General features: G+C 62.3%; 28 protein-coding genes, 1 pseudogene and 1 riboswitch. Of the genes and pseudogenes, 18 read left to right on the top strand and 11 right to left on the bottom strand.

Annotated features, from left to right (window positions below; genetic code table 11):
* The 13 genes and pseudogenes from tuf to ACLV8F_RS13755 all read left to right on the top strand — a co-directional run.
* A pseudogene (tuf, locus tag ACLV8F_RS13815) lies at nt 1-147 on the top strand (elongation factor Tu); the annotation flags it as partial.
* A 25-nt stretch (nt 148-172) separates the two neighbouring features.
* The gene (rpsJ, locus tag ACLV8F_RS13810; RefSeq protein WP_007838118.1) at nt 173-487 is read left to right on the top strand and encodes a 30S ribosomal protein S10; all 315 of its coding nucleotides are present in this window, start codon (nt 173-175) and stop codon (nt 485-487) included.
* 216 nt (nt 488-703) lie between these two features.
* The gene (gene rplC, locus ACLV8F_RS13805) at nt 704-1,387 is read left to right on the top strand and encodes a 50S ribosomal protein L3 (RefSeq protein WP_411884773.1); all 684 of its coding nucleotides are present in this window, start codon (nt 704-706) and stop codon (nt 1,385-1,387) included.
* Entirely contained in the window at nt 1,387-2,007 is a 621-nt protein-coding gene (gene rplD, locus ACLV8F_RS13800; protein WP_007866495.1) for a 50S ribosomal protein L4, read from the top strand. The genes rplC and rplD overlap by 1 nt, the downstream gene beginning before the upstream one ends.
* Nucleotides 2,004-2,339 carry a 50S ribosomal protein L23 gene (gene rplW / locus ACLV8F_RS13795; protein WP_411881975.1) on the top strand — a complete coding sequence of 112 codons (336 nt, stop codon included), beginning with the start codon at nt 2,004-2,006 and terminating at the stop codon, nt 2,337-2,339. The genes rplD and rplW overlap by 4 nt, the downstream gene beginning before the upstream one ends.
* Complete coding sequence (rplB, locus tag ACLV8F_RS13790) at nt 2,339-3,163, top strand: 50S ribosomal protein L2 (RefSeq protein ID WP_092130383.1); 825 nt, start codon at nt 2,339-2,341, stop codon at nt 3,161-3,163. The genes rplW and rplB overlap by 1 nt, the downstream gene beginning before the upstream one ends.
* Before the next feature lie 9 nt (nt 3,164-3,172).
* On the top strand, nt 3,173-3,451 hold the full coding sequence (gene rpsS, locus ACLV8F_RS13785) for a 30S ribosomal protein S19 (RefSeq protein ID WP_007866503.1): 279 nt from the start codon (nt 3,173-3,175) through the stop codon (nt 3,449-3,451).
* Between the two features lie 9 nt (nt 3,452-3,460).
* Nucleotides 3,461-3,790, top strand: coding sequence for a 50S ribosomal protein L22 (rplV, locus tag ACLV8F_RS13780; protein ID WP_007866508.1), 330 nt, complete (start codon nt 3,461-3,463; stop codon nt 3,788-3,790).
* A 12-nt stretch (nt 3,791-3,802) separates the two neighbouring features.
* Nucleotides 3,803-4,708 carry a 30S ribosomal protein S3 gene (gene rpsC, locus ACLV8F_RS13775; protein WP_411881974.1) on the top strand — a complete coding sequence of 302 codons (906 nt, stop codon included), beginning with the start codon at nt 3,803-3,805 and terminating at the stop codon, nt 4,706-4,708.
* A 24-nt stretch (nt 4,709-4,732) separates the two neighbouring features.
* Nucleotides 4,733-5,149 (top strand): 50S ribosomal protein L16, encoded by a 417-nt coding sequence (rplP, locus tag ACLV8F_RS13770; RefSeq protein WP_007866520.1) that lies wholly within the window; start codon nt 4,733-4,735, stop codon nt 5,147-5,149.
* 12 nt (nt 5,150-5,161) lie between these two features.
* A complete protein-coding gene (gene rpmC / locus ACLV8F_RS13765) occupies nt 5,162-5,371 on the top strand; it encodes a 50S ribosomal protein L29 (protein ID WP_411881973.1) in 210 nt (69 codons plus the stop codon).
* Complete coding sequence (gene rpsQ, locus ACLV8F_RS13760) at nt 5,368-5,637, top strand: 30S ribosomal protein S17 (RefSeq protein WP_007866526.1); 270 nt, start codon at nt 5,368-5,370, stop codon at nt 5,635-5,637. The genes rpmC and rpsQ overlap by 4 nt, the downstream gene beginning before the upstream one ends.
* A gap of 231 nt (nt 5,638-5,868) precedes the next feature.
* Nucleotides 5,869-6,375 (top strand): peroxiredoxin, encoded by a 507-nt coding sequence (locus ACLV8F_RS13755; RefSeq protein ID WP_411884772.1) that lies wholly within the window; start codon nt 5,869-5,871, stop codon nt 6,373-6,375.
* Nucleotides 6,376-6,451: 76 nt separating this feature from the next.
* Here the strand turns inward: ACLV8F_RS13755 and ACLV8F_RS13750 are convergent, their stop codons facing one another.
* Both ACLV8F_RS13750 and ACLV8F_RS13745 read right to left on the bottom strand, forming a co-directional pair.
* Entirely contained in the window at nt 6,452-6,940 is a 489-nt protein-coding gene (locus ACLV8F_RS13750) for a GNAT family N-acetyltransferase (RefSeq protein ID WP_411884771.1), read from the bottom strand.
* Between the two features lie 73 nt (nt 6,941-7,013).
* On the bottom strand, nt 7,014-7,700 hold the full coding sequence (locus tag ACLV8F_RS13745; RefSeq protein ID WP_411884770.1) for a cytochrome b/b6 domain-containing protein: 687 nt from the start codon (nt 7,698-7,700) through the stop codon (nt 7,014-7,016).
* A gap of 202 nt (nt 7,701-7,902) precedes the next feature.
* On the opposite strand from ACLV8F_RS13745, the gene ACLV8F_RS13740 reads away from it, so the two are divergent.
* The gene (locus ACLV8F_RS13740; protein WP_411884769.1) at nt 7,903-8,358 is read left to right on the top strand and encodes a c-type cytochrome; all 456 of its coding nucleotides are present in this window, start codon (nt 7,903-7,905) and stop codon (nt 8,356-8,358) included.
* 94 nt (nt 8,359-8,452) lie between these two features.
* Here the strand turns inward: ACLV8F_RS13740 and ACLV8F_RS13735 are convergent, their stop codons facing one another.
* Nucleotides 8,453-8,935, bottom strand: a complete 483-nt coding sequence (locus ACLV8F_RS13735) for a TlpA disulfide reductase family protein (protein WP_411884777.1) — start codon at nt 8,933-8,935, stop codon at nt 8,453-8,455.
* Between the two features lie 46 nt (nt 8,936-8,981).
* On the opposite strand from ACLV8F_RS13735, the gene ACLV8F_RS13730 reads away from it, so the two are divergent.
* Complete coding sequence (locus ACLV8F_RS13730; RefSeq protein ID WP_411884768.1) at nt 8,982-9,695, top strand: DUF4197 domain-containing protein; 714 nt, start codon at nt 8,982-8,984, stop codon at nt 9,693-9,695.
* A 227-nt stretch (nt 9,696-9,922) separates the two neighbouring features.
* On the opposite strand, the gene phnD is transcribed toward ACLV8F_RS13730, so the two are convergent.
* A complete protein-coding gene (gene phnD / locus ACLV8F_RS13725; protein WP_411884767.1) occupies nt 9,923-10,885 on the bottom strand; it encodes a phosphate/phosphite/phosphonate ABC transporter substrate-binding protein in 963 nt (320 codons plus the stop codon).
* Between the two features lie 418 nt (nt 10,886-11,303).
* On the opposite strand from phnD, the gene ACLV8F_RS13720 reads away from it, so the two are divergent.
* Nucleotides 11,304-11,900, top strand: coding sequence for an OmpW/AlkL family protein (locus ACLV8F_RS13720; protein WP_411884766.1), 597 nt, complete (start codon nt 11,304-11,306; stop codon nt 11,898-11,900).
* 22 nt (nt 11,901-11,922) lie between these two features.
* Here the strand turns inward: ACLV8F_RS13720 and ACLV8F_RS13715 are convergent, their stop codons facing one another.
* The 7 genes from ACLV8F_RS13715 to ACLV8F_RS13685 all read right to left on the bottom strand — a co-directional run bounded on the left by ACLV8F_RS13715 (nt 11,923) and on the right by ACLV8F_RS13685 (nt 18,385).
* Complete coding sequence (locus tag ACLV8F_RS13715) at nt 11,923-12,441, bottom strand: DinB family protein (RefSeq protein WP_411884765.1); 519 nt, start codon at nt 12,439-12,441, stop codon at nt 11,923-11,925.
* Between the two features lie 87 nt (nt 12,442-12,528).
* A complete protein-coding gene (locus tag ACLV8F_RS13710) occupies nt 12,529-13,842 on the bottom strand; it encodes a D-amino acid dehydrogenase (RefSeq protein ID WP_411884764.1) in 1,314 nt (437 codons plus the stop codon).
* A 111-nt stretch (nt 13,843-13,953) separates the two neighbouring features.
* Nucleotides 13,954-14,062, bottom strand: a riboswitch (glycine riboswitch).
* Between the two features lie 149 nt (nt 14,063-14,211).
* Nucleotides 14,212-14,745, bottom strand: coding sequence for a GrpB family protein (locus ACLV8F_RS13705; protein WP_411884763.1), 534 nt, complete (start codon nt 14,743-14,745; stop codon nt 14,212-14,214).
* 2 nt (nt 14,746-14,747) lie between these two features.
* The gene (locus ACLV8F_RS13700; protein WP_411884762.1) at nt 14,748-15,230 is read right to left on the bottom strand and encodes a hypothetical protein; all 483 of its coding nucleotides are present in this window, start codon (nt 15,228-15,230) and stop codon (nt 14,748-14,750) included.
* Nucleotides 15,227-15,961 (bottom strand): alpha/beta fold hydrolase, encoded by a 735-nt coding sequence (locus ACLV8F_RS13695; protein ID WP_411884761.1) that lies wholly within the window; start codon nt 15,959-15,961, stop codon nt 15,227-15,229. Before ACLV8F_RS13695 ends, ACLV8F_RS13700 begins: the two co-directional genes overlap by 4 nt.
* A 46-nt stretch (nt 15,962-16,007) precedes the next feature.
* Nucleotides 16,008-17,063: an amidohydrolase gene (locus tag ACLV8F_RS13690; RefSeq protein ID WP_411884760.1), complete on the bottom strand. Its 1,056-nt coding sequence runs from the start codon at nt 17,061-17,063 to the stop codon at nt 16,008-16,010.
* A 62-nt stretch (nt 17,064-17,125) separates the two neighbouring features.
* Complete coding sequence (locus ACLV8F_RS13685) at nt 17,126-18,385, bottom strand: CaiB/BaiF CoA transferase family protein (protein WP_411884759.1); 1,260 nt, start codon at nt 18,383-18,385, stop codon at nt 17,126-17,128.
* 209 nt (nt 18,386-18,594) lie between these two features.
* On the opposite strand from ACLV8F_RS13685, the gene ACLV8F_RS13680 reads away from it, so the two are divergent.
* Nucleotides 18,595-19,050 carry a hypothetical protein gene (locus ACLV8F_RS13680; protein WP_411884758.1) on the top strand — a complete coding sequence of 152 codons (456 nt, stop codon included), beginning with the start codon at nt 18,595-18,597 and terminating at the stop codon, nt 19,048-19,050.
* Nucleotides 19,051-19,080: 30 nt separating this feature from the next.
* Nucleotides 19,081-19,203 carry a hypothetical protein gene (locus tag ACLV8F_RS13675; protein ID WP_411884757.1) on the top strand — a complete coding sequence of 41 codons (123 nt, stop codon included), beginning with the start codon at nt 19,081-19,083 and terminating at the stop codon, nt 19,201-19,203.
* The last annotated feature ends 411 nt before the right edge of the window (nt 19,204-19,614 follow it).

The raw sequence follows: 19,614 nt of genomic DNA, 5'->3' as shown, positions 1-19,614 counted from the left end.
GGCAAGGAAATGGTCATGCCAGGCGATAACGTGTCGATCACCGTCAAGCTGATCAACCCGATCGCCATGGAAGAGGGCTTGCGCTTCGCCATCCGCGAAGGCGGCAAGACCGTCGGCGCCGGCGTCGTTGCCAAGATCATTGCGTAATTTCCGCAAACACTAAGGAATTACCATGGCCACCAAGCAAAAAATCCGCATCCGCCTGAAGGCGTTTGATTACAAGCTGATCGACCAGTCGGCAGCTGAAATCGTTGACACCGCCAAGCGCACCGGCGCGATTGTCAAGGGCCCCGTGCCCCTGCCAACCCGCATGAAGCGCTTCGACATCCTGCGTTCGCCCCACGTCAACAAGACGAGCCGCGACCAGCTGGAAATCCGCACGCACCAGCGTCTGATGGACATCGTGGACCCTACGGACAAAACCGTGGACGCCCTGATGAAGCTCGACCTGCCGGCCGGCGTGGACGTCGAAATCAAGCTGCAGTAAGCGAAAAATCGGGGTTTCGGCCACAAGCCGGGCCCCAAATCGACAGGTTCTAGCCCGGGTTTGCCATTTTTGGCTGCCTGGGCTATACTCTTGGGCTGTCCTTTGCATGTTGGCGTCTCGCCGATATGTGGTGGGCGGTTTTATTAACTGTCTTTCACGTCAAAACGTCTGTGGCCAATTGAAGTCGCAGCGGTGAAAGTTACGAAAGAACACATCATGAGTCTGAGCAACTCCCTCGGGTTGCTGGGCCGCAAAGTTGGCATGATGCGTCTGTTCACGGATGATGGGGACACAGTTCCTGTCACCGTGGTGGATGTATCCAACAACCGCGTGACCCAGGTTAAAACCGAAGCAAATGACGGCTACGATGCCCTTCAAGTGGCATTTGGCGCACGCAAAGCATCGCGTGTCACCAAGCCGGCCGCCGGTCACCTTGCGAAAGCAGGCGTTGAAGCCGGTGAAATCCTGAAAGAATTCCGCGTGACGGCTGACGTCGCAGGCAAGTACGCCGCTGGCACCGTTGTGCCCGCAGCTGACGTGTTTGCCGTGGGCCAGCTGGTGGACGTGCAAGGCACCTCCATCGGTAAGGGCTACGCCGGCACCATCAAGCGCCACAACATGAGCTCGCAACGCGCGTCGCACGGTAACAGCCGTTCGCACAACGTTCCCGGCTCCATCGGTATGGCGCAGGATCCCGGTCGTGTGTTCCCCGGTAAACGCATGACGGGCCACCTCGGCGACGTCACCGTGACCACGCAAAACCTGAACATCGTGCGCATCGACGAAGCCCGTCAGCTGCTGATGATTCGCGGCGCTGTGCCTGGTTCCAAGGGCGGTTTTGTCACGGTTCGCGCCGCGATCAAGGCCAAGTCCGCCAACGCTGCTAAAGGAGCGAACTGATGCAGGTCGAACTCCTGAATGACCAAGGTCTGGCCTCGTCCAAAGTTGACGTGCCTGATACCGTGTTTGGTCGCGAATACAACGAAAGCCTGGTTCACCAGGTGGTCGTGGCCTTCCAGGCCAACGCCCGCCAAGGTACCCGCGCCCAGAAAGACCGTGAGCAGGTCCGTCACTCGACCAAGAAGCCTTTTAAACAAAAGGGCACCGGTCGCGCACGTGCTGGTATGACGTCTTCGCCCCTGTGGCGCGGCGGCGGTCGTATCTTCCCGAACATGCCTGACGAAAACTTCACGCAGAAGATCAACAAGAAGATGTACCGCGCCGGCATGGCGTCCATCCTCTCGCAGCTGGCGCGCGAAGGCCGCCTGGCTGTGGTTGACTCCCTGACCGTGGACTCGCCCAAGACGAAAGTCCTGGCCGACAAGTTCAAGGCCATGAACCTCAACTCGGTGCTCGTCATCGCTGATGAAGTTGATGAAAACCTGTACCTGGCTTCCCGCAACCTGGTGAACATCCTCGTGGTTGAGCCCCGTTACGCCGATCCGGTGTCGCTGGTCCACTACAAGAAGGTTCTGGTCACCAAGGCCGCCATGGACCAACTCAAGGAGATGTTCGCATGAGCGCCCGTAACCCATCTTCTCCAAAACTGAAATTCGACGAAGGCCGCCTGATGCAGGTCCTGGTCGCGCCCATCGTGTCCGAAAAGGCCACCATGATCGCGGACAAGACCAATGCCGTGACCTTCAAGGTGCTGCAGGATGCCACCAAATTTGAAATCAAGGCCGCCGTGCAGTTGATGTTCAAGGTGGACGTCCAGTCGGTCGCCGTCCTGAACATCAAAGGCAAGACCAAGCGCTTTGGCAAATCCATCGGCCGCCGCGACAACATTCGCAAGGCCTATGTGACGCTCAAGCCAGGTCAAGAGCTCAACCTCGGTGGGGAGTCTGCGTAATGGCTGTCATTAAAATGAAACCCACCTCCCCCGGCATGCGCGGGATGGTGAAGATTTCCCGGGATCACCTTCACAAGGGTGAGCCTTACGCGCCGCTGCTGGAACCACAATTCCAGAAGGCCGGCCGTAACAACAACGGGCACATCACGACGCGCCACAAAGGCGGCGGTCACAAGCACCACTACCGTGTGGTGGACTTCAAGCGCAACAAGGACGCCATTCCGGCCAAGGTCGAACGCATCGAGTACGACCCCAACCGCACGGCCCACATTGCCCTGCTCTGCTACGCCGACGGCGAGCGCACCTACATCATCGCCCCCCGCGGCCTTGAAGTCGGCGCCACGCTGGTGAGCGGTTCGGAAGCGCCGATTCGCGTCGGCAACACGCTGCCTATCCGCAACATCCCCGTGGGTTCCACCATCCATTGCATCGAGATGCAAATCGGCAAGGGCGCGCAAATCGCCCGTTCCGCCGGCACCTCGGCAACGCTGCTGGCCCGCGAAGGTACCTACGCCCAGGTGCGTATGCGCTCCGGTGAGGTTCGCAAGATCCACATCGAGTGCCGCGCCACCATCGGTGAAGTCGCCAACGAAGAACACAGCCTGCGCCGTCTCGGCAAGGCCGGTGTGAAGCGCTGGATGGGTATTCGCCCGACCGTTCGCGGTGTGGTGATGAACCCGGTTGACCACCCGCACGGCGGTGGTGAAGGCAAGACCGGCGAAGGCCGTCATCCTGTCGATCCATGGGGTAACCTGACCAAGGGCTACCGCACCCGCAACAACAAGCGCACGCAAGTGATGATTGTTTCGCGTCGCAAGAAGTAAGGCTAACCCATGACACGTTCACTCAAAAAAGGTCCGTTTGTCGACCATCATTTGGTAGCTAAAGCCGACAAGGCCGTTACCAACAAGGACAAAAAGCCGATCAAGACCTGGTCGCGTCGCTCCATGATCCTGCCCGAGTTCATCGGCCTGACCATCGCCGTCCACAACGGCAAGCAGCACGTACCTGTCTACATCACCGATCAAATGGTTGGCCACAAGCTGGGCGAGTTCGCACTCACCCGGACTTTCAAAGGTCATCCGGCTGACAAAAAAGTTGTGAGAAAGTAAGGAAAGACCATGGAAACACGTGCAACCCTCCGGGGCGTTCGTCTGTCGGTCGACAAGGGCCGTCTGGTCGCTGACCTGATCCGCGGCAAAAAAGTGGATCAAGCCCTCAACATCCTGAATTTCACGCAGAAAAAAGCTGCTGGAATCATCAAGAAGGTTGTGGAGTCCGCCATCGCCAACGCTGAACACAACGATGGCGCCGATATCGACGAGCTGAAGGTGAAAACCATCTACGTCGAACAAGGCGCCACGCTCAAGCGTTTCTCCGCGCGCGCAAAAGGCCGCGGCAACAGCATCAGCAAACCCACGTGCCATGTGTACGTGGTGGTTGGCAACTAAAGGCAGCAGGATATGGGACAAAAAATCAACCCAACCGGGTTTCGCCTTGCAGTCAGCCGCAACTGGGCCAGCCGCTGGTACGCAAGCAACCGTGATTTCGCCGGCATGCTCGCCGAAGACATCAAGGTTCGCGAGTACCTGAAGGCCAAGCTCAAGAACGCCGCGGTTTCGCGCGTCCTGATCGAGCGCCCCGCCAAGAACGCCCGCATCACGATTTTCTCGGCACGTCCGGGCGTCGTGATCGGCAAAAAAGGCGAAGACATCGAAGCGCTGAAAAAAGAACTGAGCCGCCAGCTGGGTGTGCCGGTCGCCGTGAACATCGAAGAAGTTCGCAAGCCTGAAATTGATGCCAAGCTCATCGCAGACAGCATCACGCAACAGCTTGAAAAACGCATCATGTTCCGCCGTGCGATGAAGCGCGCCATGCAAAACGCCATGCGTCTGGGTGCCCTGGGCATCAAGATCATGTCGTCCGGCCGCCTCAACGGCATTGAAATCGCTCGTTGCGAGTGGTACCGCGAAGGCCGCGTGCCCCTCCACACCCTGCGCGCCGACATCGACTACGGCACCTCCGAAGCCAAGACCACCTATGGTGTGATCGGCGTCAAGGTCTGGGTCTACAAGGGCGACACGCTGGGCCGCAACGATGCGCCCGGCGCCAAGATGGCGGAAGTGCCTGACGAAGAACGCAAGCCGCGCGGCCCACGCCGTGATGCCCGTCCTGGTGATCGTCCAGGCAACGACCGTCCCGCTCCACGTGGTGCTCGCGCACCGCGCGGCGCAACCAACACCGCCCCGGCGGATGGTAGCGACAAGCCGGCTGAAGCTACCCCTGGTAGCGAAGCCCCGAAAACCACCGTTAAGCGCGTCCGTAAAGCCGCGCCAGCTGCAGCAGCTGACGGTGCCAAGACCGAGTAATCGGTCTAATAACGGAGAATCAAAATGCTGCAACCCGCTCGCAGAAAATACCGCAAAGAGCAAAAAGGCCGTAACACCGGCGTCGCTACCCGGGGTTCCTCGGTTGCGTTCGGTGACTTCGGTCTCAAATGCACCGACCGTGGTCGCCTGACTGCTCGTCAAATCGAAGCCGCACGCCGTGCGATTTCCCGTCACGTCAAACGTGGCGGCCGTATCTGGATCCGTGTCTTCCCGGACAAGCCGATTTCCCAAAAGCCTGCTGAAGTGCGTATGGGTAACGGTAAAGGCAATCCAGAGTACTACGTGGCTGAAATTCAGCCCGGCAAGATCGTGTTTGAAATCGTCGGCGTGCCTGAAGAGTTGGCCCGTGAAGCGTTCCGCCTGGCATCCGCCAAGCTGCCGCTGCGCACCACCTTCGTCAGCCGCATGATTGGCCAGTAAGGGGAAATGACAATGACCAAATCTTCTGAACTCCGCCAAAAAGACGTTGCCGGCCTGAAAACCGAAGTCAAAGAGCTGCAAAAAGCCCACTTTGGCCTGCGCATGCAAAAAGCCACGCAGCAACTGACCAACCTTTCCACGCTGCGTTCCACGCGCCGCAGCATCGCTCGCGCCAAGACTATCCTGGCCGAAACCATCGTCAAGCAAGGAGCCAAAAAATGACGGAAGCTAAAAAATCCCTCAAGCGCACCTTGATCGGCAAGGTGGTCAGCGACAAGCGCGCCAAGACCGTGACGGTCCTGGTCGAGCGCCGTGTCAAGCACGAGCTGTACGGCAAGATCGTATCGCTGTCCAGCAAGTACCACGCCCATGACGAAAAGGGCGAGTACCACACGGGCGACGTGATCGAGATCACCGAAAGCCGTCCTATCTCCAAGACCAAGAACTGGGTTGTGACCCGTCTGGTTGAGAAGGCTGCGATCGTTTAAATCCCGGGTTTACCTGGGGCTGGCATCACGCCACTCTTTAAAAACGGCTCACTTCGGTGGGCCGTTTTTGTTTGTGCCGGCGCCGGTGCCGCTATCAAGGCCAAGGGCTTTCCCTCGAGGATGACCTTCGGCGCAAGCCGGTTTCTGTACAGTGAGCGCACGCTAGCCGCCTCCGCACTAAACTGCGGGGGTTGATTTTCAACCCATTCATTATTTTTAGAGGAGCACACCATGATCAAAGTAGGCGACACCCTTCCGGCCACCACGCTGATGGAATTTTCCGAAGTCGAGGGCAATGGCTGCAGCATAGGCCCCAACCCGGTTGACGTGGCCAAGGCCACTGCCGGCAAGACCATCGCCCTGTTTGCCCTGCCCGGTGCGTTCACGCCCACCTGCTCGGCCAAGCACGTGCCCGGCTACGTCGAGAAATTCGCCGAGCTCAAGGCCGCGGGCGTCGACGAGATCTGGTGCCTCAGCGTCAACGATGCTTTTGTCATGGGCGCCTGGGCGCGTGACCAGAAGACCGGCGACAAGGTACGCATGCTGGCCGACGGCAGTGCCGAATTCGCCAAAGCCGCCGGCCTCACGCTGGACCTGACGGCGCGCGGCATGGGTGTGCGCAGCAACCGCTATTCCATGCTGGTCAAAGACGGCAAGGTCGCCAGCCTCAACGTCGAAGGCCCCGGCAAGTTTGAAGTCAGCGATGCGGCCACGCTGCTGGCGCAAGCCAAGGGCTGAGCGCGCGGATTCTTCGCCAGGAAAAAAGCCACCGCGCGCGAACCCGGTGGCTTTTTTGTTTCCGCCTTGGGAGAGGCTAGAGATCGACCTTGAGGTAATGCGCCCCCGCAATGGGGTTGTGATAGTAGGGCGGGATCTCCGCAAAGCCCAGTTCGGTGTAGAGCGCGCGCGCCGATTCCATGTCGTCCAGCGTATCCAGCAGCACCGAGTGGTAGCCCGCTACACGCGCCGCGTCCAGGATGGCCTCCGCCAGCTGGCGGCCCAGGCCGAAGCGGCGAAAGGACTTGCGCACGAAAAGGCGCTTCATCTCGCCGGCGTTCGGGTAGTCGACCGAGTCCAGCGCGCGCAAGGCGCAGCAGCCTGCGACCTCGCCGTCCACGAGCGCCAGCAGCAGCGTGCCCTCGGGCGCGTCGTATTCACCGGGCAGATCGGCCAGTTCACCCTCGAAGTTCTGGAAGCACAAATCCACGCCCAGCTGCTCCGCATATTCGCGAAAGATCAGCCGCGTGGCGGCCAGCTGCTCGGGTGTGTCCGGCGTGATGAACTGGATGGAAGGGCGTTGCACTGAGTGGTCGGTGGCGAAAAGCCGGCAACCAGTTTACCGTGCTTCGCCGGCGTTCCTCACCGGGTGCCGGCCATCAGAACCCGGTCGCCGCCAGCGTGGACACCCAATACGCGACACCGCCGCAAATCGCCAGGATCAGCACCGCCGCCACGCGCGACACGGTGTCGTCGCGCGAAGGCGGCGCCTGCACCACCAGCTCCTTGTCGCCGTGCAGCATCGCGCCGACCAGGTTGTGCTTGCGGCTCAGGTAATAGACGATGGCCGCGATGTGCAGCAGCACCAGCGCCAGCAGCACCCATTTGCCGATGTTCTTGTGGTAATTCGTGCTCAGGCTGACCGTGGCGTTCGAGACAAAACGCGTCAGCGGGCCGGCGAAGGCGATCTCGTCGTCGCTGAGCAGCCCGGTGCCGACCTGGGCGACCAGGAAGCCCAGCATCGCGAATACCGAGCCCGCGCCTATCGGGCTGTGGCCCACGCCGTGCTCCGGCTTGCCCTGGCCCTTGAGGTAATTGATGACGCTTTGCGGCGCGTAGATGAAGGCGCCGAAGCGCGACCAGCGCCCGCCCACCAGGCCCCAGACGATGCGAAACAGCAGCAGGGCCAGCACCGTGTAGCCAAAACGGAAGTGCCAGACCATGGCATTGCCGCCCACGGTGCCGGTGATCGCCAGGCCGAGCACGCAGGCCACCAGCGCCCAGTGGAAAAACCGTGTGGGCAAATCCCACACACGCACCTTGTGCAGATTCTTGTTGGTGTACACGCTCACTCCTCGTTCATGTGGGTTGCTTCATGCAGGGGGGATCGCGCCCGGCCCGCCGTGCAGGTTCTTGGTGCTTTCCCGTAGTGCATAAGTTCCTGCGGAACTTACCGGCTCTGGCTAAACTCAGCCACATGGCAGCAAGCCCAGCGCGCTGCCATTGACTGCACCGACCATATCCTAAAAAAACCTCACGAGGAATACCATGAAACTTTTCGCCAGCATCGCAGCGGCCCTCACCCTGGTGGCCATGGCCGCTCCGGCATCCGCGCAGTTCGCCAAACCCGAAGACGCCATCAAATACCGCCAGAGCGCGCTGTTTGTCATGAGCCAGCATTTCGGCCGGGTCGGTGCCATGGCCAACGGCCGTGTCCCTTTTGACGCCAAAGTCGCCGCCGAAAACGCCGACATCGTGGCCGACATGGCCAAGCTCCCCTGGGCCGGCTTCGCGCCCGGCACCGACAAGGGCGGCAACACCAAGGCCAAGGCCGAAATCTGGACTGAACAGGCCAAGTTCAAGGAAGGCCATGAAAAGCTGGTTGCTGAAACCGCCAAGCTGGCTGCAGCCGCCAAGACCGGCAACATCGACACGCTGAAGACGGCGTTTGCTTCCACTGCCGGCACCTGCAAGGCTTGCCACGATTCTTTCCGCGCGCAGTAAAAGCCCTCACAGCCGTTAGATCCCCATCCGGGGTTAGGCCAACAAAAAAGCCGGTTCATTCGAACCGGCTTTTCTTTTTGGGGAGTAAAACGCTTCAGCTCTCAGCCAGCAGCTTTTCAATCAGCTGATGCAGCGCCGCAAAATCCGGCTCGCCCACGTACTGCTTGACGATCTCGCCGCGTTTGTTCACCAGGTAGGTGGTCGGCGTGAGCTGCACGTCGCCCCAGGCCTTGGCCACCGCGCCTGTGTTGTCGATGGCGACCTTGAAGGGCAGCTTGCGGGTTTCGGTGTAGTTGACGACGTAGCTGGGCGGGTCATAGCTCATGGCCACGGCCAGGGTGTCATAGCCCTGGCTCTGGTATTTGTTGTAAGTGGAGATGACTTTGGGCATTTCCGCCACGCAGGTCACGCAGCTGGTGGCCCAGAAGTTGACCAGGGTGACTTTGCCCTTGAGGTCGGCGGTGGTCTTTTTGCTGCCGTCCAGCAGCACGAAGGTCGAATCCGGTGCGGCCTGCGCGCCGCTGCATCCGGGCAGGCTTGCCAGGGCCGCCAGCGCCAGAACGCCGGCCAGTGCCATACGGCATACTGTCTGGCTGGATGTCAATTTCATGGGAGACCTCATCATGCAACGTCGCAATTTTAACCAAGCCGGCGTCAGCGCGTTGGGCGCACTGATATTGGCCACTTACCACCAGGCCCACGCGCTTTCTTTGGGTGACCTGTCCGGCATCAGCAATGCCGACGCCAGCGCCGGCCTCAAAACCGCCCTGGAAAAAGGCGCCGTCGCGGCCGTCGCCCTGCTGGGCAAGACAGATGGATTCCTCGGCAACCCGAAAGTTCGCATTCCTTTGCCCGGATACCTTGAAGACGCGTCGAAACTGCTGAAAAACTTCGGCCAGGGCAAACGCATCGACGAACTGGTCACCGCCATCAACCGCGCCGCCGAAGCCGCCGTGCCCATGGGCAAGGACCTGCTGGTCAATGCGGTGCGCACGATGAACGTGAACGACGCCAAGAACATCCTGACAGGCGGCGAGACCTCCGTCACCACCTTCTTCGCTGAAAAGACCCGCGCGCCCTTGGGCGTGAAATTCCTGCCCGTCGTCACCAAGGCCACCGAAAAAGTCGGCCTGGCCAACAAATACAACGAGTTCGCTGGCAAGGCCGCCGGCTTCGGCCTCGTCAAGAAAGAAGACGCCAACATCCAGCAGTACGTTACCGGCAAGTCGCTGGATGGCCTTTACCTCATCATCGGCGAAGAAGAAAAGAAGATCCGCCAGGATCCGGTCGGCACCGGCAGCGCCATCCTCAAGAAAGTTTTCGGGAGTATGAAGTAGAGCCCCCACGCTCCCCCACTTCGTGTGGGTCGCTGCCCCCCGAGGGGGCCGCCCGCCTGTGGCCCGGCAAAGCCGGTTCCACGGCTCATGCTGGCTTGAAGAATCCTGTGGGTGTGACTAGTGGAGGTATTTCACCAGCAGGGGCCGCGGGACTGGCTTTGCCAGACCGCAGGCGCCGCCCCCTCGAGGGGGGAACAGGCTACACGCAGTAAGCCTGGACGGGGGTGTTACTTTTTCTGCGTGGCGCGGTAGACCTGCATCACCGTTGCGAAGTCGCGGTCGAAATTGATGGGCAGGAAGGTGTCGTTGCCGGGCAGCTGCTTCTTCAGCGTGGGCGAGAAGTTGTAGCTGAACGAGCATTTCTTGACACGGGCTTGCAGCTCGGGCGAGACGTCCTTGTTCATGGTCCAGGTTTCCGTCATGAAAGGCGGGCTTTCCCAGATCGTGCGAAGACTGGATCCCTTGACGTCGCCCTTGACGACCATACGCTGGTACAGGTCGCTGGCCACAGCCGCGGCAGGGTAAAAGCCGTGCATCACACCCGTGACCGAGCGCTCATGTCCATTGGAGAAAACCACTTCATAGTCCTTGTCCGGCGTCAGGCCCAGGGCCGGGAACAGCACGCGCGGCGCCAGGTTGCCAGAGTTGGAGGTGGGCGTGGTGTGCGCGATTTTTTTGCCGATCAGGTCCTTGGGCTCCTTGTACGGGCTGTCAATGCGGGTGACCAGGATCAGCTTGTAGGAGTTGCGCTGGCCGGTGGCCTTGTTGCCTGGCACGCCGAACGGCGCGGCCTGTCCGGCGGTCACCATTTGCGCGGCCAGCCCGGGATTCACCTGGCCGATCTGGGCCTTGCCGGTCGAAAGGGCTTCGACCAGTTCCTTCTCGCCCAGGATGTCGACGTTGCTGGTGCGCTCCAGTGAATCGCCCTGGGCGTTCTGCAATTCCACATTGGCGCAGCGCGACAGGTGGCTGAAGTAGTCGCCCCACAAGGCCATGGTCTCGGTCTTGCCATAGGTCTTGGGCATGGCCACCACCATCTTCTCGCGCGGGCCTGAAAATTTCTCGACTGCGGCCGGTGCGGCCGCCGCCTTTGCTTTTGCCGGACGAGGGCTTTCGGTCTGCGCCACCGTGGAACCCAGAGCCAGGGCCGTGCCAGCCAGCACCGCCGCATTACGCCAATAAACCGTCATGTTGTTCATCCCAAAGTGATTGTTGAACCGCGACTGCGGAAAGCACGGCAGCGAAGCCGTTCATGCAGTGTGCGCCCAAGTTAACTTTTACTTACAGGTTGGCCGACTCTAAAGGGTCATAAAGCGGGATAACCCCGGTTAATTTGTGGTTTTTTTGCCGAAAAATTACCTGGCCAAGGTAGCGAGAAAAACACCTTTTCTGATAGGCCGTTGTTACAAATTGCGCCTGGCGGCCGCAGCGCGAACGGCATCGACCTTCCCGGGCCGCCATGGCAAACCAGCCTGCTTGAGCTATCGCAAGGCGTGTGCTGTTTGTGTTTGAGGGGCGCGCCGCATTTGCGCCAGATCAAGCCGCCAACCGGGCCCCGCCGCTCCAATCACGCATGGGAATGTTCCCGTTTCTTCCGCTGCTTACCCCATGAAAAAACACCTCATCGCCGCCGTCCTCTGCGTCCTTTTGTCGGACGCCACCTTTGCCCAAACCGTTGAAGGCCCCTGGCTGGTCCGCGCCCGCGCCGTCCACCTGGACAGCGTCAACGGCGACAGCACCGGCCTCGGGCTGGCCATCAACAACAAGTGGATGCCCGAGCTCGACATCAGCTACTTTTTCAGTCCCAAATTCGCGGTCGAGCTGGTGCTGACGGTTCCGCAAAAGCAGACGCTGACGTCCCGCGGCACCGCCATCGGCAGCTTCAAGCACCTGCCGCCAACGCTGACGGCGCAATACCACTTCGACCCCCTGGGCTCCGGTGCCTTCAAGCCCTATGTCGGCGCGGGCATCAACTACACCCGCTTCAGCGCGGTCAGCCTGCCGCCCGGCGTGGACATCAAACGCAGCAGCTGGGGCCCGGCGCTGCAGGTCGGCGTGGACATTCCGCTGACCAGGCAGCTGTCCCTGAACTTCGACCTGAAGAAGGTCTACATCCGCACCGACGTGTCCGCGGGCGGCGCCAACATCGGCACCTTCAAGGCCGACCCCATGCTGTTTGGCGTGGGGCTTGGCTGGCGGTTCTAAATAGTAGATCGCGCCCGGCGCGCTAGGCGCGGGACGCGTCAATCTTGCCCAGCAGCCATTGCAAACCGGCCAGGTGCTGCTGGTCGTGGCTGCACAGGTAGTGCACCAGGCTGCGCAAGGTCAGGGCGCCATAGCCCTCGAACTCAGCCGTGCGCGCCAGCGCCTCGGGCGTGAGGCCGCCCAGCATGCCCATCGTTTTGGCGCGCGCGGCGCGAAAGGCCGCGAAGACTTCTTTCGCGTCGGCGCTTGCGTAGTTGCGCTCCCGCTCCAGCACATAACCGTCCAGCGATGCCAGCACCGGGTTCACCTCCGCCAGCGTGCGCGCAAACCGCAGCTGGTAGCCGTCGACCTCGATGTCCCTCACATGGCAGATCTGGCCCAGTGCGCTGAAGGTCTCGCTCGGAATGCCTTCCCAGGATGCCGGCGTCCAATCCCGGTGGGTTGCGGGAATGGCCTCATAGAACTGCTCCAGCTGGCGCGGGAAATCCGCCATCGCCTGCAGGGTGGCGGGGTGCAAGGGCGCGGCGGCGGGTGTTGTCATGGCGGGAGACCTCGGCAAGGGGCGGGTGAACGGACGGCGATGTTACCGTGCCCGCCCATCCGCCGCAGGGCGCCACCCCTGAGTCCCTCAGGCCTTCGCCATGCCCGGTAACGACACAACCCGGCCCGGCGACGGCATGCCGGTAAACGCAAAATCCAGCTCCGGCGCGCGCCCGCTCACAATGTCCGCGATCGCCGCGGCCGAGCCGCAGGCATGCGTCCAGCCCAGCGTGCCGTGGCCCGTGTTCAGGAACAGGTTGGACGTCTTGCTCCTGCCGATGTAAGGCACGTTGCTCGGCGTCGCCGGCCGCAGCCCGGTCCAGAACTGCGCGCCCTTGCCGTCCGTCATCTCCGGGAACAGCTGCCGCACCCGGCGCACGATGGCGTTGCAGCGCACCAGGTTCAAGTCGGTGTTGTAGCCGTTGAGTTCCGCCGTGCCCGCGATCCGCAGCCGGTTGCCGAAGCGCGAGAACACCAGCTTGTACTCGTCGTCCGTCAGGCTCACCTGGTACGACGCGTCTTCATTGATCACCGGCAGCGTCACCGAATAGCCCTTGGCCGGGTAGATGCGCAGGCTCTGCCCCAGCCGCTTCGCCCACGGCGCGCTGAAGGCGCCCAGGCACATCACATACGCGTCGGCCTTCAGCGTCTCCACACGCCCGCCCGCCTCGCCGCGGCCCCGGGCCACCTGTACGCCCTCGATCTTCCCGCCGGCGGCCTGCACGTCCAGGATGTTCGTGTTGTAGAGAAACTTCACGCCCGCCAGCTCGCAGTGGCCTGCCAGCGCGGCGGTGAAGGCCCGCGCGTCGCCCGACTCATCGCTGGGCGTCATGCTGCCGCCCACAATGCTTGCGCGGCACTGCGCCAGCGCCGGCTCTATCGCCACACATTCGTCGGCGGTTTTCATGTCGAGCTCGCAGCCGTGTTCGCGCATGATGCGCGCCGGCTCCTGCGCGGCGTCGTACTCGGCCTGGCTGGTGTAGAAATGCAGGATGCCTTTGGTCTGCGCGTCGTACTGCAGGCCCAGCTCGGCCCGCAGTTTTTGCAGCGCGCCGCGGCTGTACATGCCCAGGTTCACGATTTGTTTGATGTTTTGCGCCGTGCGCGCCGGCGTGCAGTTGCGCAAGAACTCCAGCCCCCACAGCCACTGGTTCACGTCGGCCCGCAGCCGGAACAGCAGCGGCGCGTCTTCCCGCGCCAGCCACTGCAACACCTTGAGCGGCGCGCCCGGGTTGGCCCAGGGCTCCGCATGGCTGACGGAAATCTGCCCGCCGTTCGCAAAACTGGTTTCCATCGCGGCCGCCCCGCGCCGCTCTATCACCGTCACCTCATGCCCCTGCTGCGCCAGATACCAGGCCGTCGTGACCCCCGTGACACCCGCACCCAAAACCATGACTTTCATGGCGATTCCTTTTTTTCAAGCAGACATTGCGTTGCGCAAGCGCTGCGCGTTTGGGGGGTGCTTGAATCAAAAAAGAAACGTGGCAACCGCCAAGCCATCACAGGCTTGCGGCCGCTTCCACTGTCCTTGGTACCTGAGAGATTCAGCCGCGGCTTGCGCAACGGCTTTGCTCCTTCGGTGCGCCGCACATTGCATGCGGCGTCTCTCCAGACGGCTGTGTGTTTCCGGGCAGTACGGGACCTGAGCGATTATGGAAGTTTGCGCCTTCGGTGGCTGCCTTGCGGCAGCGCTCTCCTGCTTGAACGCCTCGAATTTACCACCGAAGCCCGATTTGCCCAAGCCCCACATGGGTGCATGGGCGCCGGGGGCTCAGCTTTCACACACTGATCGCACAAACACGGCCTTGGCCTCGGTATAAGCCTCGCGGTCATTGGGGTATTGAGCCGCCAGCCCGGCCTTGAGCGCCGCATAACGCGCCGCCAGCGCCGCGTCCCCGCGCAGCGCGTCGCGAAAGCGCAGGCGCTGCACCCACACCGCGCCGCCGTGCACTACCAGATGCAGGTGGTGGGTGCGATGCCCCTCCGCCCAGCGCATCAACCACTGCCGGTCCGCCAGCGCGGCGTTGAATTCCGCCGAAGTCGTGTAGCCGTTCGCGCACAGCGGCCCCACCAGCGCCCTGGCCGCCGCCATCGATTCCACTCCGGCCAGGATGTCGATCACCGGCTTGGCCGCCAGCCCCGGCACCGCCGTGCTGCCCATGTGTTCGATGGCGATGAAGGCGCCGGGAAAAAGCGACAGCAGCCGCTCCCGCTCGGCCTCAAACAGCGCCGGCCAGCGCGCGTCATAAGCCTGCAGCACCACGTCCTCGTGGATGGCGGCCTGCAATGACGCCTGATCCGTCATGCCTAACGCAGCGCCACCACCGCCCGGCGCGCCAGCACCAGCCGCTCATCCAGGTAGGCCCCGTAAAAATCCGGGATCGCCGCGCCTACCAGCGGCTCGGCCAGCGTTTGCCCCTGCGGGCCCAGGAACAACACCGTCGGCGTGAAGGTCGCCTTCCAGGCTTTGGTCTGCGCGGCCGCGCTGGTCACCTTGCCGTCAAAGCCCGTCAGCGGCGTGCTGAAGTCCGTGACGTTAAGCTGCCAGGCCTGCAGGCCGGCCTCCTTGCGCGCCGGCAGCAAATAGTTGCGCCGCACCAGCTCGCAATAGGGGCAGCCCGTCAGGCTGACCAGCAGCACCAGCGGCTCGCCCCGCACGGCCGCCTGCGCGGCCACCTTGGGCAGCGAAGCCGGAATCGGCAGGGCCGTGTCCCTGGCCTGCGCCAGCAAGGGCCAGGCCAGGCTGCCCGCCAGCGCGGCCGTGAAGTGGCGTCGGCCCAGTTCTTTCATTCGGCGCACTCCAGCAGGATGCGCGCCAGCGCCGCCGGCTCGCTGATCATCGGGTCGTGGCCGGTCTTGATCTCCACCACGCGCGAATTCGGCAGCCAGGCGCCGTCCCAGAATTTCGGGTCCTTCGCGCGCAACCGGCTCGGCTCTATCGTCGCCAGCGCGGGTTGGGTGCAATTCACAAAGGTGCGCGCCACGGCCGCCACACGCTGCACGTCGAAGTTCAGCGGCGCCTGGTAGGTGTTGCCCGGGTGCGGCGTCTGCCGGCGCCTGACCCATTCGTGGTCCGCATCATGCAGGCCGAACACCTCCGGGTCGGGCGCCGGAAAGCTGAAACAGGGTGAAGCCTGTGCCGCCGCCATGCGCTGCTGCTGCGTGGCGCTGGCCTGCGTGCTGCTCCAGCTTTCGCCCGGCCGGGGCAGCACCGCATCCACATACACCAGGTGCTTGAGGCGCCCGCCCATGCGGTCCGCCACGGCCGTACCAATCATGCCCGCGTAGGAATGCACGGCCAACGTCACCTCCTGCAGCTCTTCGGCTTCGATCAAATTGATCACGTCGTTGATGTGCGTGTCCAGGTTGATCGCCGGCGACAACAGGTGGGCGCGCTCGCCCAGGCCCGTCAGCGTTGGCGTAAAGACTTTGTGGTGGTCCAGCTGCAGCGCCTGCGCCACGCGCCGCCAGCACCAGCCGCCGTGCCACGCGCCGTGCACCAGGACAAAATTGTGTTTCATTGCATCACCTATGGGTTAAATGGGGCTACCAGGGTGGCGGCGCCCGTCAGGCGAATTCCTCGCCGAACAAAAGCGACCAGGCATTGCGGTAGGCCACCTGGTGCTGGATCTCCGCCGGCAGCAGCTTCAGGAAATAGCGGTGCCGCTGGTCGTACTCGCCGATGCGGTCCATGCGGTCCCCGCCCAGGTCCAGCGCCGACAAAAAACGCTTGGGGTGCGCCGCCAGCAAGTCCCGCCATTCACCGGCCAGGCCGCCATCGCTGCCCCAGATGCGCGCATGCCGCTGGTTGCTGGGCCGGTACACCGAGGCCGAATCGCCGAAGGCCGTGTCGAAGTGCAGGTTGTGAAAGCGCCGTATCAGGCCGTCCACATAGGCCGCGTTGTAACGTGTGGCCCGCTCGCTGTAACGCACCTGCGCCAGGTGGCACCACACCACCTTGGCCTTGGGGTATTGCGCCAGCATTTGCTCCAGCGGCGCCAGCAGCGCGTCTTCAATTTCATAGTGAATCTGGAAGGCCATGCCCGTCTTTTCGCTCAGGCTGAAAACGCGGTGGCCCGTCGGGCCGTCGATCGGCACATTGACGTGGCGCTCATCGCCCTCCCCGCGTTTGACCTGCCGGCCCGAGGGATAGTGGTGAAATTCAAACTCGCCCAGGCACATGATCTGGCGTTTTACGGCGGCGGCTTCCTGCGCGTCCATGAATTCGGCGGGCGCCTCCGTCAGCGCCGGCGGCTGGCCGCCGTTGCCGATGGGGATGAAGCGGTCCGGGTAGGCCGCCACCAGTTTTTCCGACAGGCCGTCATAACGCACGCCGCGCTTGAACTGGCCTTCACCGATGTCCGCCGACAGCGCCATCAGGCCGATGTTCAGCCTGTCCAGGTTCTTCGCCACAAAATCAATGTCGACGCGTGTCGGGTTGCAGGAGCTTTCCATGTCGACGTAGGGCAGCTCGCCCGCCGCCAGGATTTTCTTCAGGCGCTGTGCATAGCCCGCCTTCAGCACGCCAAAATCCGGCATGCCCTGGGCACGGCCCAAACCGGGAAGCGCCGCGCCGAAAGGCAGGGCAAACAGCGTCTGGGTCAGGCGGCGGCGGTTCATCATGGGCGGGGCTTTTTGGGTGGTGGCTTGAATATCGCGCAGGCGGGTTAAAAAACTTGAAGGGCTTAAATGGTTTTGCCACCCTTGAGCTCAGACAGTTTGGCGTCCGAATAGTTCAGCAGCTCGCGCAGCACTTCGTCTGTGTGCTGGCCCAGCAGCGGCGGCGGCAAGTCGGTGCGCACCGGTGTGGCGCTCAGGCGTATCGGGCTGGAGACCAGCTTCAAGTCAGGTTTCACCGGGTGCTGCCACTCCGTCACCATGCCGCGCGCTGCTATCTGCGGGTCGGCAAACACCTCCGCCAGGCTGTTGATCGCACCGCAAGGCACTTTCGCCGTCTCCAGCGCCGCCAGCCAGTCGGCTTTGGTGCGCGTCTTCATCACCGCTTCCAGTATCGGCACCAGCTTGCCGCGGTTCAGCACCCTGTCGCGGTTGGTCGCAAACAGCGGGTTGGTTGCCAGCTCGGGGATGTTGGCCACCGCGCAGAACTTCGCATACTGCGAGTCATTGCCCACCGCCAGAATCAAGTGGTCCCGCGCCGCTGCTGCGGCGCCCTCCGGTTTTGTGCCGCCAACGGCCGGTGCGACTTCAAACACCTGATACGGCACGATGTTCTGGTGCGCATTGCCCGCTCGGCCCGGCGCCTTGCCGCTCACCAGGTAGTTGGCGCCCAGGTTGGCTAGCATCGCCACCTGCGTGTCCAGCAGCGCCATGTCCACCTGCTGGCCTTCGCCGGTTTTTTCGGCATGGCGCAGCGCCGCGAGAATCGCCACCGTCGCATACATGCCCGTCATCAAATCCGCCACCGCCACGCCCACCTTCTGCGGCCCGCCGCCCAGGTCGTCGCGCTCGCCCGTCACACTCATCAGCCCGCCCATGCCCTGGATGGCGTAGTCATACCCCGCGCGGTCCGCATAAGGCCCGTTCTGCCCAAAGCCCGTGACCGAGCAGTACACGATGCGAGGGTTGATGGCCTTCAGCGACGCATAGTCCAGCCCGTAGCGCGCCATGTCGCCCACCTTGAAGTTCTCCACAAACACGTCGCAGTGCGCGGCCAGTTCCCGCACCAGCGCCTGGCCGGCCGGCTGGGCAATGTCGCAGGTCACCGATCGCTTGTTGCGATTCGTGCCCAGGTAATAAGCCGCCTCGGTGTCCGCGCCTTGGGCGTCCTTCAAAAACGGCGGCCCCCAGGTCCGCGTGTCGTCGCCGCTGCCCGGCCGCTCGATCTTGATGACATCCGCGCCAAGGTCGGCGAGCGTCTGGGTGCACCAGGGGCCCGCAAGCACGCGGGAGAGGTCGAGGATGCGGATGCCGCTTAGGGAGTTCATGTGTGGCATTTTGCCTTCAGCTCGCTGCGGTGGTGCAGGGCACGACTAAGTCATTGGCGACTTTGATCGCTGATATGCCTTTGCGCTCTTGCAGCGGGTTGGTATAAGCTGGCCATTCTCATGAAAAATATCAGAATCTCAAGGTCATGCTATTTCGCAGAGTGCCATGTTGTCCGGCGGTCTGGCGAGATGAATCAAGGTCAGGTGTTATGGTTTCCCGAGCCCTTCTGCTGCTAGCGCTTTCCCTCTTCTCTGCGAGTTCCTTTGCTGTGCCGAGCTTCTGCACGAAAGAAGAGGTGACGGAGTGGTCCTGCGCTGCCGGGGGAAAGGTCTACTCCTTGTGCGCCTCTGCTGACCGCAGCCCGACCACAAGCTACATGCAGTATCGAGCCGGAAAGAACCACAAACTGGAGTTCTCGTTTCCTGAGCCGCTGGAACATCCAAAGGGCCACTTTCTCCTGCGCCTCGCGCCCAGGGGCGCCACGCTGAGTTTCACCAACAATGGCTATGAGTACCTGGTGTACGAGCCACTGGCGGGCCCGACGACGATCGATGTCAGCAAGGGCCAAACAACAGTGGCCTCAGTCACCTGTGGGTCAGCGACCGATACCTTGACTTTGACGGAAACACAGAACCGCTTCAAGTTGCTGGGGATCTATGAGTAGCACGCAGAGGGCGTGCCGGCCGACGGCGGCATGACCATCTTCAAGGCCGCAGATTTTGAGGCAGCCACCCGGATTGGCACGGACGACCCGACGGTGAAGTCGGGCATGCTGAATGTTGAGGTGAGGATGATGTGGGTGCCGTTTCATACGTGAACGGGAAATGCGGTTGACTTCAGTCGGTCGCGATGGAAACGGCAACCCTGGGGGCAGGCTTTCAAGCTCGTCCCCTTTTTTTCGTCTACTCCACAGGTCCGCAGGCCTGGGTGCACGGAGGATCCGTGAGCACGCGGGAAGGCCGAGGATGCGGATGCCGTTAGAGCGTTCATGGGGTACGGCCGATGCCACACCACCGCCTCAATCAATGCGAGCAAGAAGGTGAACGAGTAACTTGCGAGGCAGAAAGAAAAGCGACGTACTCCTCCGATTGGAGGATGGGCCGAACTCGACGGAAGCCTAGAATTTGCAAACAAGTACGAGCGGATTTAGTGACACTTAGGGTCATATAAATCGGCAAAGACAGTCATTTCAGCAGGGTTGCATGTCCCAGTTAAACCGTTCTCGCCG

Origin of the sequence: Polaromonas sp. YR568, assembly GCF_943369675.1 — a bacterium.
GTDB lineage: Bacteria > Pseudomonadota > Gammaproteobacteria > Burkholderiales > Burkholderiaceae_C > Polaromonas.
The sequence above is the reverse complement of the archived record's forward strand: the minus strand, read 5'-3'. Positions and strand labels throughout refer to the sequence as shown.

Excerpts from the sequence above, each read along its gene's own strand:
- ACLV8F_RS13720 (WP_411884766.1), top strand. The coding sequence starts at position 11,304 with ATGAAAAAACACCTCATCGCCGCCGTCCTCTGCGTCCTTTTGTCGGAC.
- ACLV8F_RS13715 (WP_411884765.1), bottom strand. The coding sequence starts at position 12,441 with ATGACAACACCCGCCGCCGCGCCCTTGCACCCCGCCACCCTGCAGGCG.
- rpsJ (WP_007838118.1), top strand. The coding sequence starts at position 173 with ATGGCCACCAAGCAAAAAATCCGCATCCGCCTGAAGGCGTTTGATTAC.
- rpmC (WP_411881973.1), top strand. The coding sequence starts at position 5,162 with ATGACCAAATCTTCTGAACTCCGCCAAAAAGACGTTGCCGGCCTGAAA.
- ACLV8F_RS13710 (WP_411884764.1), bottom strand. The coding sequence starts at position 13,842 with ATGAAAGTCATGGTTTTGGGTGCGGGTGTCACGGGGGTCACGACGGCC.
- phnD (WP_411884767.1), bottom strand. The coding sequence starts at position 10,885 with ATGACGGTTTATTGGCGTAATGCGGCGGTGCTGGCTGGCACGGCCCTG.
- ACLV8F_RS13755 (WP_411884772.1), top strand. The coding sequence starts at position 5,869 with ATGATCAAAGTAGGCGACACCCTTCCGGCCACCACGCTGATGGAATTT.
- ACLV8F_RS13680 (WP_411884758.1), top strand. The coding sequence starts at position 18,595 with ATGGTTTCCCGAGCCCTTCTGCTGCTAGCGCTTTCCCTCTTCTCTGCG.
- rplP (WP_007866520.1), top strand. The coding sequence starts at position 4,733 with ATGCTGCAACCCGCTCGCAGAAAATACCGCAAAGAGCAAAAAGGCCGT.
- ACLV8F_RS13705 (WP_411884763.1), bottom strand. The coding sequence starts at position 14,745 with ATGACGGATCAGGCGTCATTGCAGGCCGCCATCCACGAGGACGTGGTG.
- ACLV8F_RS13685 (WP_411884759.1), bottom strand. The coding sequence starts at position 18,385 with ATGAACTCCCTAAGCGGCATCCGCATCCTCGACCTCTCCCGCGTGCTT.
- ACLV8F_RS13700 (WP_411884762.1), bottom strand. The coding sequence starts at position 15,230 with ATGAAAGAACTGGGCCGACGCCACTTCACGGCCGCGCTGGCGGGCAGC.
- ACLV8F_RS13735 (WP_411884777.1), bottom strand. The coding sequence starts at position 8,935 with ATGGCACTGGCCGGCGTTCTGGCGCTGGCGGCCCTGGCAAGCCTGCCC.
- ACLV8F_RS13675 (WP_411884757.1), top strand. The coding sequence starts at position 19,081 with ATGACCATCTTCAAGGCCGCAGATTTTGAGGCAGCCACCCGGATTGGC.
- rplC (WP_411884773.1), top strand. The coding sequence starts at position 704 with ATGAGTCTGAGCAACTCCCTCGGGTTGCTGGGCCGCAAAGTTGGCATG.
- rplV (WP_007866508.1), top strand. The coding sequence starts at position 3,461 with ATGGAAACACGTGCAACCCTCCGGGGCGTTCGTCTGTCGGTCGACAAG.
- ACLV8F_RS13740 (WP_411884769.1), top strand. The coding sequence starts at position 7,903 with ATGAAACTTTTCGCCAGCATCGCAGCGGCCCTCACCCTGGTGGCCATG.
- rplB (WP_092130383.1), top strand. The coding sequence starts at position 2,339 with ATGGCTGTCATTAAAATGAAACCCACCTCCCCCGGCATGCGCGGGATG.
- ACLV8F_RS13730 (WP_411884768.1), top strand. The coding sequence starts at position 8,982 with ATGCAACGTCGCAATTTTAACCAAGCCGGCGTCAGCGCGTTGGGCGCA.
- ACLV8F_RS13695 (WP_411884761.1), bottom strand. The coding sequence starts at position 15,961 with ATGAAACACAATTTTGTCCTGGTGCACGGCGCGTGGCACGGCGGCTGG.
- rplD (WP_007866495.1), top strand. The coding sequence starts at position 1,387 with ATGCAGGTCGAACTCCTGAATGACCAAGGTCTGGCCTCGTCCAAAGTT.
- rpsC (WP_411881974.1), top strand. The coding sequence starts at position 3,803 with ATGGGACAAAAAATCAACCCAACCGGGTTTCGCCTTGCAGTCAGCCGC.
- rpsQ (WP_007866526.1), top strand. The coding sequence starts at position 5,368 with ATGACGGAAGCTAAAAAATCCCTCAAGCGCACCTTGATCGGCAAGGTG.
- rpsS (WP_007866503.1), top strand. The coding sequence starts at position 3,173 with ATGACACGTTCACTCAAAAAAGGTCCGTTTGTCGACCATCATTTGGTA.
- ACLV8F_RS13690 (WP_411884760.1), bottom strand. The coding sequence starts at position 17,063 with ATGATGAACCGCCGCCGCCTGACCCAGACGCTGTTTGCCCTGCCTTTC.
- rplW (WP_411881975.1), top strand. The coding sequence starts at position 2,004 with ATGAGCGCCCGTAACCCATCTTCTCCAAAACTGAAATTCGACGAAGGC.